Source organism: Flavobacterium anseongense, from assembly GCF_021608185.1.
Classification (GTDB): Bacteria; Bacteroidota; Bacteroidia; order Flavobacteriales; family Flavobacteriaceae; genus Flavobacterium; species Flavobacterium anseongense.
The window spans coordinates 26,036-39,502 of record NZ_JAKIHN010000008.1; the positions used below are offsets into that span (position 1 = coordinate 26,036).

Annotated in this window: 14 protein-coding genes, 3 tRNA genes and 1 riboswitch; of the genes, 6 read left to right on the top strand and 11 right to left on the bottom strand. The window is 34.5% G+C overall.

Going from position 1 to position 13,467, the window contains the following annotated elements:
• Positions 1-3: 3 nt before the first annotated feature.
• Genes L1S35_RS11085 through L1S35_RS11095 form a run of 3 tightly spaced genes read right to left on the bottom strand, consistent with a single transcriptional unit; the run spans position 4 to position 2,949 of the window.
• Positions 4-789, bottom strand: a complete 786-nt coding sequence (locus L1S35_RS11085) for an ABC transporter ATP-binding protein (protein ID WP_236400657.1) — start codon at positions 787-789, stop codon at positions 4-6.
• Positions 789-1,811, bottom strand: a complete 1,023-nt coding sequence (locus tag L1S35_RS11090; protein ID WP_236400659.1) for an iron chelate uptake ABC transporter family permease subunit — start codon at positions 1,809-1,811, stop codon at positions 789-791. The genes L1S35_RS11085 and L1S35_RS11090 overlap by 1 nt, the downstream gene beginning before the upstream one ends.
• A gap of 1 nt (position 1,812) precedes the next feature.
• On the bottom strand, positions 1,813-2,949 hold the full coding sequence (locus tag L1S35_RS11095; protein ID WP_236400660.1) for an ABC transporter substrate-binding protein: 1,137 nt from the start codon (positions 2,947-2,949) through the stop codon (positions 1,813-1,815).
• 48 nt (positions 2,950-2,997) lie between these two features.
• Positions 2,998-3,207: riboswitch (cobalamin riboswitch) on the top strand.
• 82 nt (positions 3,208-3,289) lie between these two features.
• On the opposite strand from L1S35_RS11095, the gene L1S35_RS11100 reads away from it, so the two are divergent.
• Together L1S35_RS11100 and L1S35_RS11105 are read left to right on the top strand one after the other, a co-directional pair.
• Complete coding sequence (locus tag L1S35_RS11100) at positions 3,290-5,230, top strand: TonB-dependent receptor plug domain-containing protein (protein WP_236400663.1); 1,941 nt, start codon at positions 3,290-3,292, stop codon at positions 5,228-5,230.
• A 145-nt stretch (positions 5,231-5,375) separates the two neighbouring features.
• The gene (locus L1S35_RS11105; RefSeq protein ID WP_236400665.1) at positions 5,376-5,531 is read left to right on the top strand and encodes a hypothetical protein; all 156 of its coding nucleotides are present in this window, start codon (positions 5,376-5,378) and stop codon (positions 5,529-5,531) included.
• A 74-nt stretch (positions 5,532-5,605) separates the two neighbouring features.
• Here L1S35_RS11105 and L1S35_RS11110 read toward each other — a convergent pair whose 3' ends face one another.
• Entirely contained in the window at positions 5,606-7,021 is a 1,416-nt protein-coding gene (locus tag L1S35_RS11110; protein WP_236400668.1) for a GFO_1087 family putative carboxy terminal peptidase, read from the bottom strand.
• A 121-nt stretch (positions 7,022-7,142) separates the two neighbouring features.
• On the opposite strand from L1S35_RS11110, the gene L1S35_RS11115 reads away from it, so the two are divergent.
• Genes L1S35_RS11115 through L1S35_RS11130 form a run of 4 tightly spaced genes read left to right on the top strand, consistent with a single transcriptional unit; the run spans position 7,143 to position 9,175 of the window.
• The gene (locus L1S35_RS11115) at positions 7,143-7,652 is read left to right on the top strand and encodes a GFO_1088 family ECF-type sigma factor (protein ID WP_236400670.1); all 510 of its coding nucleotides are present in this window, start codon (positions 7,143-7,145) and stop codon (positions 7,650-7,652) included.
• Positions 7,639-8,088 (top strand): PG0215 family putative anti-sigma factor, encoded by a 450-nt coding sequence (locus L1S35_RS11120; RefSeq protein ID WP_236400671.1) that lies wholly within the window; start codon positions 7,639-7,641, stop codon positions 8,086-8,088. Before L1S35_RS11115 ends, L1S35_RS11120 begins: the two co-directional genes overlap by 14 nt.
• Positions 8,089-8,101: 13 nt before the next feature.
• Positions 8,102-8,632, top strand: a complete 531-nt coding sequence (locus tag L1S35_RS11125; protein ID WP_236400673.1) for a GFO_1090 family protein — start codon at positions 8,102-8,104, stop codon at positions 8,630-8,632.
• Positions 8,633-8,638: 6 nt separating this feature from the next.
• Positions 8,639-9,175, top strand: coding sequence for a GFO_1091 family lipoprotein (locus tag L1S35_RS11130; RefSeq protein ID WP_236400675.1), 537 nt, complete (start codon positions 8,639-8,641; stop codon positions 9,173-9,175).
• 68 nt (positions 9,176-9,243) lie between these two features.
• On the opposite strand, the gene L1S35_RS11135 is transcribed toward L1S35_RS11130, so the two are convergent.
• The 7 genes from L1S35_RS11135 to L1S35_RS11165 all read right to left on the bottom strand — a co-directional run bounded on the left by L1S35_RS11135 (position 9,244) and on the right by L1S35_RS11165 (position 13,442).
• Positions 9,244-9,687 (bottom strand): sterol desaturase family protein, encoded by a 444-nt coding sequence (locus L1S35_RS11135; RefSeq protein ID WP_236400677.1) that lies wholly within the window; start codon positions 9,685-9,687, stop codon positions 9,244-9,246.
• A 3-nt stretch (positions 9,688-9,690) separates the two neighbouring features.
• Complete coding sequence (locus tag L1S35_RS11140) at positions 9,691-10,530, bottom strand: phytoene/squalene synthase family protein (RefSeq protein ID WP_236400679.1); 840 nt, start codon at positions 10,528-10,530, stop codon at positions 9,691-9,693.
• Positions 10,531-10,543: 13 nt separating this feature from the next.
• A complete protein-coding gene (crtID, locus tag L1S35_RS11145) occupies positions 10,544-12,004 on the bottom strand; it encodes a bifunctional phytoene desaturase/3,4-desaturase (RefSeq protein WP_236400682.1) in 1,461 nt (486 codons plus the stop codon).
• 52 nt (positions 12,005-12,056) lie between these two features.
• Positions 12,057-12,953 (bottom strand): MerR family transcriptional regulator, encoded by an 897-nt coding sequence (locus tag L1S35_RS11150; RefSeq protein ID WP_236400684.1) that lies wholly within the window; start codon positions 12,951-12,953, stop codon positions 12,057-12,059.
• 195 nt (positions 12,954-13,148) lie between these two features.
• Positions 13,149-13,230, bottom strand: a tRNA-Leu gene (locus L1S35_RS11155).
• Positions 13,231-13,270: 40 nt separating this feature from the next.
• Positions 13,271-13,343: transfer RNA gene (locus L1S35_RS11160), tRNA-Lys, on the bottom strand.
• A gap of 26 nt (positions 13,344-13,369) precedes the next feature.
• A tRNA-Lys gene (locus L1S35_RS11165) sits at positions 13,370-13,442 on the bottom strand.
• Between the last annotated feature and the right edge of the window lie 25 nt (positions 13,443-13,467).

Sequence of the window (13,467 nt, forward strand, 5' to 3'; positions counted from 1 at the left end):
GAACTAAGAAACAACAAACTTCCCTTTTTCACCATCAAAAGTGATGGACGAATCTTTAAAAAGAGTATTGAAAATTCCCTTCGTAATCAAATTGCATGGCTGATCCTGCTCAACTGAGTTTTCCGTCATCACAATCATTTCATCCGAAAGTTGTATTGCCAAATCGATATCGTGCGTCGAAAACAAGATGCATTTATTGGTTTCCTGCGATAGTTTTTTTAACAGTTTAAAAACCGAAACTTTGTGAAACAAATCCAAATGTGTTGTCGGTTCGTCCAGAATTATCAAAGGTGTGTCTTGCGCCAAAGCTCGGGCAATTAAAACAATCTGCAATTGGCCGTCACTGATTTCGTGATGCTTTTTATCAATCAAATGTTCAATATGCGTTAGTGTAATAGCCTGATTAATTTTTTCTAAATCATCTGTTGAAAGTTTTCCGAGCCAATTGGTGTAAGGTTGTCTTCCCAAAGCAATCAATTCGAAAACGGTTAAGTTACTTGGAGGTAATTTTTCGGTCAATACCAGACTTAAATTTTGTGCCAAATCCAAAGTAGTATACAAATGAATATCTTTTTCGTTTAGCGTAACTGTTCCTGACAATGGTTTTTGAATTCCGGTTACGGTTCGTAATAAAGTAGATTTTCCGATACCGTTTCCACCAACTAATGAAATTAATTTTCCTTCTTCAAAAGTAAGGTTGAGGTTTTGAGCAATAGTATGATTACCCTTTTTGGATTGGTATCCAATAGATAAATTTGATGTAGAAAGTATGATTTTATTCGAACTCATTATTGTATACTTTTCTTTCTGACAATCAGCCAAATCACAACAGGAGCACCAATAATTGATGTTATGGCATTTATGGGCAAGGTAAAATCAAAACCCGGCATTTGCGAAATCATATCGCAAAAAAGCATAATCACAGCACCGATAAGCAGCGTTGCAAAATACAAAACTTTATGATTACTCGTTTGAAATAACAATTTTCCCAAATGCGGAACGGCCAATCCTATAAACGCAATTGGTCCGGCAAAAGCCGTTATGCTTCCTGCTAAAATACTGGTGGCGAATATAATAATGTAACGTGCTTTTTTGATGTTCAAGCCCATGCTTTTGGCGTAGTTTTCTCCGAGCAGTAAAGTATCTAAAGGTTTTAATGAAAGTAAACTGAAACCTAATCCAATAAAAACAGCAACAGCCAGAATTGAAATGTTCTGCCACGATAAATTACCAATGCTTCCCATCGACCAAAACGTATATTTCTGCAATTGTTCTGCAGAACTGAAATAGGTAAACACACTTACAATCGCACTCGTAAAACTACTGAACATCAATCCAACAATCAAAATTGACATTGTATCGCGTAAGCGTTGCGAAACAATTAAAATCATTAGTAGCACCAACAAACTTCCGATGCAGGAAGCCAAAATAATTCCATAGGAAGACAACAAAAACTGCGAAAAAACTGCAGGCAAAAATCCGGCACCGAGAATAACAAAGGCAACGCCTAAACTCGAACCCGAACTTAATCCAAGGACATAAGGTCCGGCTAGCGGGTTTCTGAACAATGTCTGCATCAACAAACCTGAAATCGAGAGTCCAATACCAACAAGAATTGCAGTAATCGCTTTTGGTAAACGAAAATTAACGATAATATATTCCCAGGTTTCTTTGGAAGCATGACCGCCAAACAAACTTCTGAAAACTTCTTTCATCGGGATGGCAACTTGTCCCATAGAAATATTCAATAACAAGGTCAATAGCAATAGCAATGACAGTGAAGAAAATATTATGGTATTTCGGTTTTTCAAATTATTTCAATTTTTCAAAGAAGAAAGGTTGGTAACCCGGTAACAACTCAGGATGCAAAATTTTTACCAAATCTTTTAATACCAAATCAGGTCGGTTTGGCGCTAATTCATAATAAAGAATGCCTCCTGTTTTTCCTTTTTTTCCGCTGAACGAATATACATTTTTATTCCTGAAAGCATCAAATTTAGCATAATGTGGATTCAAATCGGTCATTTCTTTTAAGGTTGAAAATTGTCCCGACGTAATCCAAATATCAGCACTTTTAGCTTTTTCAAAAACGGTTTCGAATGATAATGATAAACTACCGGTTCCGCTGGTTTCCTGCCATAAATAATTGCTATTCGCCTGTTTCAAAAGCAAACTTCCCCAGCTGGTTCCTTTTGGCAAATACCATCGGTCTTCAAACATATCGCCAGCCAAAATGGTTGGAGTGTTTTTAGCCAATTTTGCGATAGCTATGGTTTTTAAATAATCTTTTTCAATTTTGGTAAAGATTTCATCTGCTTGTTTTTGTTTGCCATATAAAGCGCCAAAGAACTTAATCCATTCGGCTTTGCCTAAAGCAGTTTCCTCGTTCCAATCGCCGTTGAGCATCACTTTTAAACCGCTTTTTTGCAGATTATCCAGCGTTGGATTTTTGTTGTCGATGCCATAACCAATGATAACATTAGGCTGTAAATCGAGTATGACTTCGGTGTTTAAATCCTGATTATTGCCGAGTTCTTTTATTTTCCCGGCATCAATTCGCGCTCTTACTTTTTCGGAAGAAATATAATCGCAATGTGGAAAACCAACTAGCGTATTGACTTTATCAAGCATTTCGAGTGAAGGAATATGCGTGGTTGAGGTTACGACTATTGTTTTTATCGGAACAGAAATAATGGTGTTTTGTTTTAAACTATCAGGAACAATACCATTTTTTTCTTTTAGAATGTAAGTATAGGTTTTGGTAGCTTTTGGCCAAGGATTTTTCACCGTTACGACCGAATATCCATCATAGTTTTCAATAGAAAAGCCTTTGGCGTAAAGCACTTCATTTTTGGGAGTAACTATTGTTTCTGATTTTTTTTCGTTTTTACATTGTACCAGAAAAAAAGAGAGAATAGTTAAGAATAGTGCATTACAAAAGTTCTTCATCAAATTGTTTTTTGCAAAAGTATTGTTTTGTTTTTAATTTATACTTTACATTTGCACCCGAATTAAGGTTGCGATTTCTGTTTTTCAAAATCGCATTAAAAGGGAATTTGGTTCAAATCCAAAGCTGTTCCCGCAACTGTAAGCTATCAAGCTTGTTGTTATCTACAAAACCATTGGTCCATCTGAATTTATTTCAGATTCCGAGAAGGTCAACAACAAGACGCAAGCCAGGAGACCTGCCTAATTCATCGAGTAACAAACTTTCGGGACAAAAGGTTTGGGTATGGGTAAATTCTATGCTTTTCTCCCAGTATTATTAAATTATTGTTGAATTTAAAAAATGAAAAAAACAGTAAAAGCAGTAGCTATTTTGGCTTTGCTAAACACTTGTGCCTATGCACAAGAACAGGATTCTACCAAAGTGAATTCGCTAAAAGAAGTGGTGATTTCGGATACGAAATTTGCACAGAACAAAGAAAAATCAGGAAAAGTTATTGAAGTGATTTCTGCCAAAGATTTAGAGAAAAAATCAGGGCAAAGTTTGGCAAATGTATTATCGCAGGTGGCCGGAGTAGAAATTAACGGAAACCAATCGGCTAACGGGAAAAATTTAGGTTATTACATTCGCGGTGGTAAAAACCGACAAGTCTTAATTTTGATTGATGGTATTCCGGTAACGGATGCATCTGGAATTAGTTTTGAATTTGATTTGAGATTATTGCCAGTAGAACAAGTCGATAAAATCGAAATCATGAAAGGCGCTGCAAGTACGCTATATGGAACAGGTGCAGCGACAGGAGTAATTAATATTACTTTGAAAAAATCTGCAAGAAAAGAAATTCAAGGAAATGCTTATGTGAATATTGGCTCAAATAATACGGCGGATAATCACAAATACAAAGGGCAGGACTTTAACCAAGGACTTTCTGTAAATGGCAATGTCAAAAAAGTAAGTTATTATGCAGGTTTCAACAGCACTGAAACTAAAGGAATGTCGCAAATTAGCGGCGAATATTATGAACCGGATAGTTTTTCGAGACAAAATATTTTGACTAAATTAGGTTTCAAAGCTACAGAGAAACTAACTTTAGACTTCTTTGGAAACTATGATAAAATCAAAAATAATTTCGATTATACGTTTGACAATACAGGATTTAACGATACTAATGCTAACGTTACGACATCGGAACAAATTCGTTTTGGAGTTGCTCCAAAATACAAATACAACAAAGGGGAATTTGTACTGAATTCGGGTTTTACAAAAATCACACGTGATTACAAAGAATTGAATGTTTACACCAACACTATGGATTATTCGGTTTATGATTCGAGAAGTATAGTCGTTGATGGTTTTAACAAATACAATTTCAGCAAACAATTTTTTGTGGTTTTGGGAACTACTTATCAGTTTAATGATATGAAAAGCACAACTCCATTCGGCTCAATTGAAAACGAGAACACCAAGTTTAGCATTATTGATGGTTATACGACTTTGGTTTACAATTCCGATTTTGGTTTAAATATTAATACCGGAGGAAGACTAAATAATCATAGCGCTTATGGTAATAATTTTGTTTACAATTTCAATCCGTCATATAATTTCAAAACCCTTTTCCCCCTAAAAGTTTTAGCTTCCTACAGCACTGCTTATATCACGCCAAGTTTGTATCAACTGTATTCAGAATATGGCAATGCAAATTTAACTCCAGAGAAAAATGCAACTGTTGAAGCCGGTTTTGAAACCGAATTGTTAAGCAAAAAAATAAAGTTAAACGCTGTGGCATTCTTCCGTAATCAAACCAATGCCATCGATTTTTATTTTAATTCTTCAACATTTGAAGCTTATTATGTTAATGTAAACGGAGAAACCAAAGCCAAAGGTGTTGAAACTTCATTGAACATTACATTAACTTCAAAACTACAATTCAACGGGAATTACACTTTCACACAAGTTGACGAGGAGTTAGATAGATTAATTCCAAAACATAAAGTCAATGCCGGTTTGAATTATCAGCCAACAAGCAGAACGCTTTTCAGTGTGAATTATCAGTATTTTGATGCAAGAAACGACGCGTATTATGATGCCAATGTATTTAGTGTATTGCCAACAAAATTAGATTCGTATCAATTGGTTGATGCTTTAATCAAATATGAATTGATAAAAAGCAGGCTGACCATTTTTGGTGCAGCGACGAATATTTTTAATGAAGAATATTTGGAAAATGTGGGTTATTCCACTCGAGGTAGAAATTTCAAAATTGGGTTAAATATAATTTTGTAAATGAAGGGAAGCACTCGAAAGAGTGCTTTTTTTAACATTGAATTACAAATTGGAGTGCTTAAAATTATGTAAATTTAGACTATAAATTTATAATCATTATGAGTTTATGAGGAAGTACCTTTATAGTAATTCAAATAATTGATTTATGAAAACTTTAATCAACCTCCGAAACGGCTTATTGGTTATTATGGCATTGGTGTTATTTTCCTGTGCATGTCAATACCCAAATCACGGAACCGCTTCTGACAGAACGGGAACTAACGGTGCCACAAATGGTACTGGTAAAGTACCAAGAGGATAATAGTTAAGATATTAGACTAATCTCGTGTAAATGTTGTGCTTTTTTGAAAGTGAAAAGCACCCTGAAGCGTTTTTTTATTTATGTTCAACATACATTTCCGTTCTCAAAGGATTAATCGCTTTAGCATCGGTGAAATCACGTTCAATTATGTCTGGAACTTGTGGTAACGCTTTTCCGCTGGCTATGATTTGATTGATGGCAGCATTTAATAAAGGTTCGTTAGCATCGCCCAAAACACCCAGGTTGTCTAAGTTTTCAGGTAAAGGAATGGTTGGTGTAATTCCGGTAGTATAATCTCCAAAACCATTTTTATTTACAATTTTCAACACAATAGGCTGCATAGCATACTTATGATTTTTATTCACATTCGATTTTGCAAAAGTAGGCGAGTCGTAGAGTGTTACTGATCCAACATTTTTTCCTGTAGTTATATCACCAATTTGAACTACATCTATATACGGTTTCAAACAATTTATGACTAATTCACTTGCTGAAGCACTCGCTTTCGTGGTTAGTATATATACTTTATTAAGGCGCAAACCGTTTAAGCCGGAAACAAATTTGTTTTCCAGCGAAGCTGGATTGTTGGCTAAAAAATAAGCTTGTGCTTTGGCATTCCATTGTTCTTTGGCAAATAATTGTCCGCTGAATTGTCCTGTAATCATACTTGCCAGTTTGGTAGCCGTAGCCACTGATCCTCCGGAGTTGTAGCGCAAATCCAATACTAAACGATTTACATTTTGCGAAACAAAAGAGCCAAAGACGGTGTTTAATTGACCGTCATAACTCGGGTAAAATCCGTTATACATCAGATAGCCGATATTATGTGTACCTTGATTAATAACCGTACTTAATAAAATAGGATTTTCGGCTAAGGCAGTTTTGGTCAAAGTTACTGATTGACCATTAGGTGTAATTGTTACAAAACCACTACTATCAAAACTATAATCAGCTAAGTTAACAGTGTAGGTTTCGTTGTTACTAAATAAAAGTGAGCGATAATTGTCATCGTTTAACGGAATTCCATCAATAGCATAAAAAATATCGCCTCTATGTATGTTTTTGGTTGCAGCATCTGAGTTCGGAATAATATATCTTACCCAACCAAACACATCGGTAGTTGCATTGATATGCTTTAACCCATAATCCATTCCGTTGCTTAAAGTAGTTCCCGAAAGTACACCTTCCAAAACAGTATAATCACTATAAATCACGCTAAATCTATCGGTTGGTGAAGGCACACGAAGCGCGTTGAACAAATCGGTAGGCGAAGAAAATGGTTCCAGATAAGTATTCAGTTGTGATTGATTGGCAAATCGGTCATCAGCCAAATCAGGAACATCTTCCTGCCACAGATAGTATAAATTCATGCCTTTCCAAACAAAGTCCTTTACTTGAAGACTTGCAGGAACTGCATTATCATCCATATCGGAACAACCAAAAGGAATAACAACTAATAGCAGTATTAGTGATATAAAAATTTTTCTCATAGCAGCTTTTCTTTTAATAAACGTAAATTTACAAAGTTTAGATTAATAATTATATTTTGTTTGTAACAAATAAAAAGATGCATCGTCTTGACCTAACAACCAATAACCAAAACTAGTTTAAATGAATCAAAATGAGTTTATGCAACTTGTGAATCCGTTTAAGGATAAGCTCTTTCGAGTGGCGAAACGATTACTCGTTAGCACTGAAGAAGCGGAAGATGCCACTCAGGAAGTTTTGGTAAAATTATGGAATAAGAATGAAAGTTTGGATCAATACAATAGCGTTGAAGCTTTGGCAATGACGATGACAAAAAATTATTGTTTGGATCAACTAAAATCGAAGCGAGCCGGCAACATGAGAATTGTTCATAATAATTTCACCAACAGAGATGCGAGCTTGCACCAAAAAGTTGAAGATATTGACACTTGGAATTGGGTTGAAAAAATAATGGACAATTTGCCCGAACAACAAAAGCTGATTGTTCAAATGCGTGACATAGAAGAAATGGAGTTTGAAGAAATTGGAAGGGTTTTAGAAATGAATGAGCAAGCCATTCGAACAGCATTGTCAAGAGCACGGAAAGTTATAAGAGAAAAAATGATAAAAACACATCATTATGGCATTGGATAGAATAGAAAATTTACTAGAAAAATACTTCGAGGCAGAAACCAGTATTGCAGAAGAAAAAGAATTGAAAGATTACTTTGCTTCTTCAGATGTTGCGCAGCATCTGGAACAATACAAACCAATATTTGGTTATGCTGTTCAGGCAAAACAAGAACAATTTACAGCAACTATTCCATTAAACACTATCAAACGCAAACGCGTAGTTTGGTTATCAGTTGCAGCATCTGTGGCAGTTTTACTTGGTGTGGGTTTATTTACATTCAATCATTATAATCAGCCAAAATCGCAAGATTTAGGAACTTATGATGATCCCGAAGAAGCCTTTAGAGAAACGCAAAAAGCGTTAGCGATGATTTCGGAAAGTGTAAATAAAGGCATCGGAAGTATGAAATATTTAAATGAATATCAACAATCAAAAAACAGAATTTTTAAAAAATAAACAATCAGAAATCATGAGAAAATTAATTTTAAGTTTAGTATTAGTTTTAAGCACAAGCACCTTTTTTGCACAAAGCGTCTTTGATAAATTTGAGGATCAGGAAGGAATAACAGCTGTCGTGGTTAACAAAAAGATGTTTTCGCTTTTGAGCAAAATGGAAGTAAAAGACAAAGAATCACAACAGTATGTGAATTTGATAAAGAAGTTAGACAACTTGAGAGTTTTCGTAACGCAGAGCGACAAGAAAGCAGGAGAGATGAAAGCAGTTTCAGATAAATATATAAAATCATCAACCCTTGAAGAGTTAATGAAAATAAATGACAAAGGTAAAAGCGTCAAAATATATGTAAAATCCGGAGCTACCGAATCACAAATTAAAGAGTTAATGATGTTTGTGGAAGGTTCAGGAAATGAAGAAACAGTTTTGATGTCGTTGACTGGTGATTTTGATTTAAACGAGCTTTCGGTATTAACAGACAAGATGAATTTGCCTGGTGGCGATGATTTGAAAAAAGCATCAAAAGGTTCGAAAGGGAAAAAATAATCGACCATGAGAACTGTACTTTATCTTGCACTATTATTGGCTTCATTGCTATTTTCGAGTTGTACTAATGAGCAAACACTTCAAAAGTACTTTGTAGAAAGCGCTGAAAAGAAAGATTTTATTGAGTTGAATGTTTCACCAAGTATAATCAATATTGATAAAACGAAACTTACAGCCGAACAAAAAACAGCTTTAGGGTCGTTTGACAAAATGAATATTCTCGCTTTTAAATTGGATGAAACCAACAAAGCACAATACGATGTTGAAAGTCAAAAAGTGACGAAAATTCTAAAAAATGAAAAGTATCAGGAACTGATGAAAGTTGGTTCGGGGAGAGATGCTGCCTCGGTAAGTTTTGTTGGCGATGAAAATCATATTGATGAGTTTATCCTTTTTGCCAAAAAGAAAGAAAACGGTTTTGCAGTAGTTAGGATTTTAGGTAATGATATGAATCCAAATAATATTATGAATATGATATCGTTATTGCAAAGTTCCAATATTGATATGGATGCATTAAAACCATTACAAGGGTTAGTTAAATAATTTTTGAATAGAGGCGAGGATTTATCTCGTCTTTATTTTTGATATGAAGGCGGGATTTATCCCGCCTTTTATTTTTTAAAATATTTAAACGGAACAATCAACATTCCGAAACATTCACCATCTTCTTTTCCAAGATGTTTGTGATGCATTTTGTGTGCTCTTCTTACCGCTCTTGCATAACGATTATCAGCATTTCTAAACAATTTAAATCGTTGATGAATGAAAATATCATGAACGGTAAAATACGCCAAACCATAAGCAAAGATTCCGAGTCCGATTGCCAGACCAATTTCGAGTATATCATTTTGCCAAAGCAAAAAGAAGCCAATACTCACTACGGCGTAAAAAATAAAAAAAGCATCATTTCTTTCAAACCAGGAATCATGGTCTTTTTTGTGATGATCGGCGTGCAATTTCCATAGAAAACCGTGCATGATGTATTTATGACTGAACCAAGCCATAAATTCCATAATGCAAAACGTGAGGATGAAAACTAAAATATTTACTAGCATGATTTATAATAAATTCAGATGATAATTAACATAACATTTCGCCAGGAGCCCAAACTTTTCATAATCAGGAACACGGATTCGGGTGTTTTTGATTTCAACAGAAGGTGTTTTTTTTAGCTTTGACAACAATTTTTTGTAATAAATATAAGCCGTATAAACTCCGAATTTTGCTTCCAACGGCAATTTTAAAATCCCTTGAAATCCTGCTTCAAAATCGGCTTCAATTTCTTTGATGATGGCATCTTTTGAACAATCGTCTAACCTTGATAAATCAGTATTAGGGAAATAGGTTCTGTTTAAATCTTCATAATCGGTTTTAAGATCTCTTAAGAAATTTACCTTTTGAAAAGCAGAACCCAGTCGCATTGCGGACTGTTTTAATTCATTAAATTTCTTTTCATCACCATTCACAAAAACTTTCAGGCACATCAAGCCAACTACATCAGCCGAGCCATAAATATAATCATTAAATTCATCAATTGTTGTATATTCTTTTTTATGTAAATCTAATTTCATACTGTTCATAAAAGCGGTAATCATGCTTCGTGGAATTGCATATTTATGGACAGTATGTTGGAAAGAATTGAGTACGGGATTTAAACTTATCTTGTTTTGCAGCGCACTTTCCAGATCTTTTTCAAACATTTCGAAAAGTACTTCTTTGTCATAATCATGAAAGGTGTCTACAATTTCATCAGCAAAGCGCACAAATCCATAGATGTTATAAATGTCTTGACGAATAGTAGATGACAACATTTTTACAGCAGCAGAAAACGATGTGCTGTAGGATTTAGTAACGTTCTTGCTACAATCGAATGATATTTTATCAAAAAGGGATTTCATACTTTCTATTGAATTAAAGATTTTTTTGAATCAGTTCCGAAACCAGTTTGCCAGAGATTAATGCTGGAGGAACACCTGGTCCGGGAACGGTTAATTGTCCGGTGAAAAAGAGGTTCTTTACTTTTTTACTTTTCAATTTGGGTCTTAAAAATGCTGTCTGAAGTAAGGTGTTGGCCAAACCGTATGCATTTCCTTTATACGAATTGTATTCTGTAATAAAATCATTTACACAAAATGATTCTTTGAAAATAATGCTGTCTTTTACTGTTTGTTGAGTCAGTTTTTCAAATCGGGTAATAATTTTCTCGAAATATTCTTCCCTTATCTCAGGAATGTCTTGTAATCCAGGGGCTAACGGAATTAAAAATATTCCGGCTTCTTTTCCGATTGGTGCTGAATTGGCATCCGTTTTTGATGGGAAACTGGCGTAGAATAATGGTTCTTCGGGCCATTTTGGAGTATCGTAAATATCTCGTGCATGAGTATCAAAATTAACATCAAAGAACAAAGTATGGTGTTCGACATTTTCTATTTTTTTGTCAAAACCCACATAGAATAGGAGCGAAGATGGCGCGAATGTTTTGCTCTCCCAATAGTTTTCTGAATAAGCCCGATGTTTTTTATCTAACAAACTTTCTGTATGATGATAATCGGCACCACTTAAAATAATGTCACCATTCACAATTTCACCATTTACTATTAGGGCATTGGCTTTTCCGTTATCAACATTAATTTTTTCAATATTCGAGTTTGTATGAATAGTCACGCCAAGTTCTAAAGCTAATTTTTCCATTGCCAAAATCACACTGTACATTCCGTTTTTTGGATGCCAGGTTCCCAAACCGAAATCTGCAAAATTCATAAAACTGTAGAAAGATGGCGTGTCTGATGGCTTTGCTCCAAGAAAAAGTACAGGAAATTCAAGGATTTGGATTAGTTTCGGATTCTTAAATTTTTTTCGAATGTCTTTAGAGATGTTTCCGAAAAACTGATTTACTTTTTTGACTGTTTCAAAAGTAATCAATTCTAAAGGAGAAACTCCGGGACGATAAACCAGGTCTTTTATAGCTATATCATAATTACTTTGGGCTTCCTTCATAAAAACAGCTAATTTTTGTCCGCTTCCTTTTTCTATAGATTCAAAAGTGGTAATAATTTCAGCAAGATTGTCAGCAATGGTTATAAAATTTTTTGGACCAAAGTAAACCTGGTAAGCAGGAGAGAGTTTGATTAGTTCATAATAATCAGATGGTTTTTTGCCAAAATCAGCAAAGAAGCGCTCAAAAACATCAGGCATCCAATACCAAGTTGGACCAATGTCAAACGTAAACCCCTCTTTTTTTAACTGGCGCGCTCTGCCCCCAATAGTTTCATTTTTTTCGTAAATAGTAATATTATGCCCTTGCTGTGCCAAATAACAGGAAGCAGCAAGTGATGAAAATCCGGAGCCGATTATTTTGATTTCTTTTTTCATTTTGTTTAACAAAAGTAAATAAAAGTTAAACAATAAAAAAACGTTTTAACAATTATATAGTATCCGTCAGATTTTTGATAGATGTAAAAGTCAATAAATTATCAGAGCACAATTTAGTATCGATGCTTTCTACCATTCTGCCAATAGTCCAAAATTCCGAATTGTCGATTAGTAGTTCTTTTTGGACTTCTTTTATATAGTCATTAACTAATGATTTGTTTGGCTCAACAGTCATATAACAAACATAAATTATATTATCAAAATATTTTTTTACATCTTTTAAACTATCAATCGGTACACTTTCTCCCAAATATATGGTTTTATAACCGTTAAATTGTATTTCATAATTTAAATACATTAAGCCAAGTTCATGTATTTCATTATCTGGTAAATACAAAACAAAAACTTTGTCATGTTTTGTAGGCTCCTGAATTTGAAGTTTTTCGGTATTGATTAGTAATTTCTGCTTAATTAAGTAACTGATGAAATGTTCATGCGCAATTGAAATAGTATTGGTTTGCCATAAATAACCAACTTCTTGAATGAAAGGAATGAAAATATCGAAAAAGACTTCGCGGAACGATTTCTCAGAAAGTAATTTGTCATAGGTTTTTAAAAACAGTACCTGATCAAAATTCATCATCGCCATTTTAAAGGAACTAATCGCGTGACTTTTAAAGCTTTTATCAGATATAATTTCGTTTGCCAGTTGAGGAATTCTTTCCTTAGACAGCTTAGAAATATGTGAAATTTTGTAGCCGTGATTGTGCAATAAGGTTATGTTTAAAAGCTTTTGCAGATTTTCAATATCATACAAACGGATATTTGTTTCAGTACGCATGGGTTCGAGAACATTATATCTTTTCTCCCATATTCTGATAGTATGAGCCTTGATTCCGGTTAGGTTTTCCAGGTCTTTTATGCTGAAAGTATTTTTAATATTGTTCATCTTTTGTAGAAAAATAATAAACAAAAATAGCATAATATTTTTACTAAGTGAAAAAAAACTAAAAAAAGAGTAAACTTATAATAGAGTTTAATCTTGAACCGTAACTAAGAAGGAATTACCTTGCTGAAAATAAAAATGCCCAATAAAAATGATTAAGTAAGCTTATCATTTTTATTAGACATTTCCATTTATTCGTGACCACGATCAGATTCGAACTGACACGTCTTGCAACACCACCCCCTCAAGATGGCGAGTCTACCAATTTCTCCACGTGGCCTAAAACAAAAAAAGCCAAACAAAATCTGTTCGACTTTTTGTGACCCGACTGGGGCTCGAACCCAGGACCCCATCATTAAAAGTGATGTGCTCTACCGACTGAGCTATCGAGTCTTTGGCAAAAAGAAGCAGAAAATTTGTGACCCGACTGGGGCTCGAACCCAGGACCCCATCATTAAAAGTGATGTGCTCTACCGACTGAGCTATCGAGTCTTTTTCTTTTCTTGAATGCGGGTGC

Coding starts and splice junctions, on each gene's coding strand:
- L1S35_RS11085 (WP_236400657.1), bottom strand. CDS start 789: ATGAGTTCGAATAAAATCATACTTTCTACATCAAATTTATCTATTGGA.
- L1S35_RS11120 (WP_236400671.1), top strand. CDS start 7,639: ATGGCATTGGATAGAATAGAAAATTTACTAGAAAAATACTTCGAGGCA.
- L1S35_RS11140 (WP_236400679.1), bottom strand. CDS start 10,530: ATGAAATCCCTTTTTGATAAAATATCATTCGATTGTAGCAAGAACGTT.
- L1S35_RS11100 (WP_236400663.1), top strand. CDS start 3,290: ATGAAAAAAACAGTAAAAGCAGTAGCTATTTTGGCTTTGCTAAACACT.
- crtID (WP_236400682.1), bottom strand. CDS start 12,004: ATGAAAAAAGAAATCAAAATAATCGGCTCCGGATTTTCATCACTTGCT.
- L1S35_RS11150 (WP_236400684.1), bottom strand. CDS start 12,953: ATGAACAATATTAAAAATACTTTCAGCATAAAAGACCTGGAAAACCTA.
- L1S35_RS11095 (WP_236400660.1), bottom strand. CDS start 2,949: ATGAAGAACTTTTGTAATGCACTATTCTTAACTATTCTCTCTTTTTTT.
- L1S35_RS11110 (WP_236400668.1), bottom strand. CDS start 7,021: ATGAGAAAAATTTTTATATCACTAATACTGCTATTAGTTGTTATTCCT.
- L1S35_RS11125 (WP_236400673.1), top strand. CDS start 8,102: ATGAGAAAATTAATTTTAAGTTTAGTATTAGTTTTAAGCACAAGCACC.
- L1S35_RS11130 (WP_236400675.1), top strand. CDS start 8,639: ATGAGAACTGTACTTTATCTTGCACTATTATTGGCTTCATTGCTATTT.
- L1S35_RS11115 (WP_236400670.1), top strand. CDS start 7,143: ATGAATCAAAATGAGTTTATGCAACTTGTGAATCCGTTTAAGGATAAG.
- L1S35_RS11105 (WP_236400665.1), top strand. CDS start 5,376: ATGAAAACTTTAATCAACCTCCGAAACGGCTTATTGGTTATTATGGCA.
- L1S35_RS11135 (WP_236400677.1), bottom strand. CDS start 9,687: ATGCTAGTAAATATTTTAGTTTTCATCCTCACGTTTTGCATTATGGAA.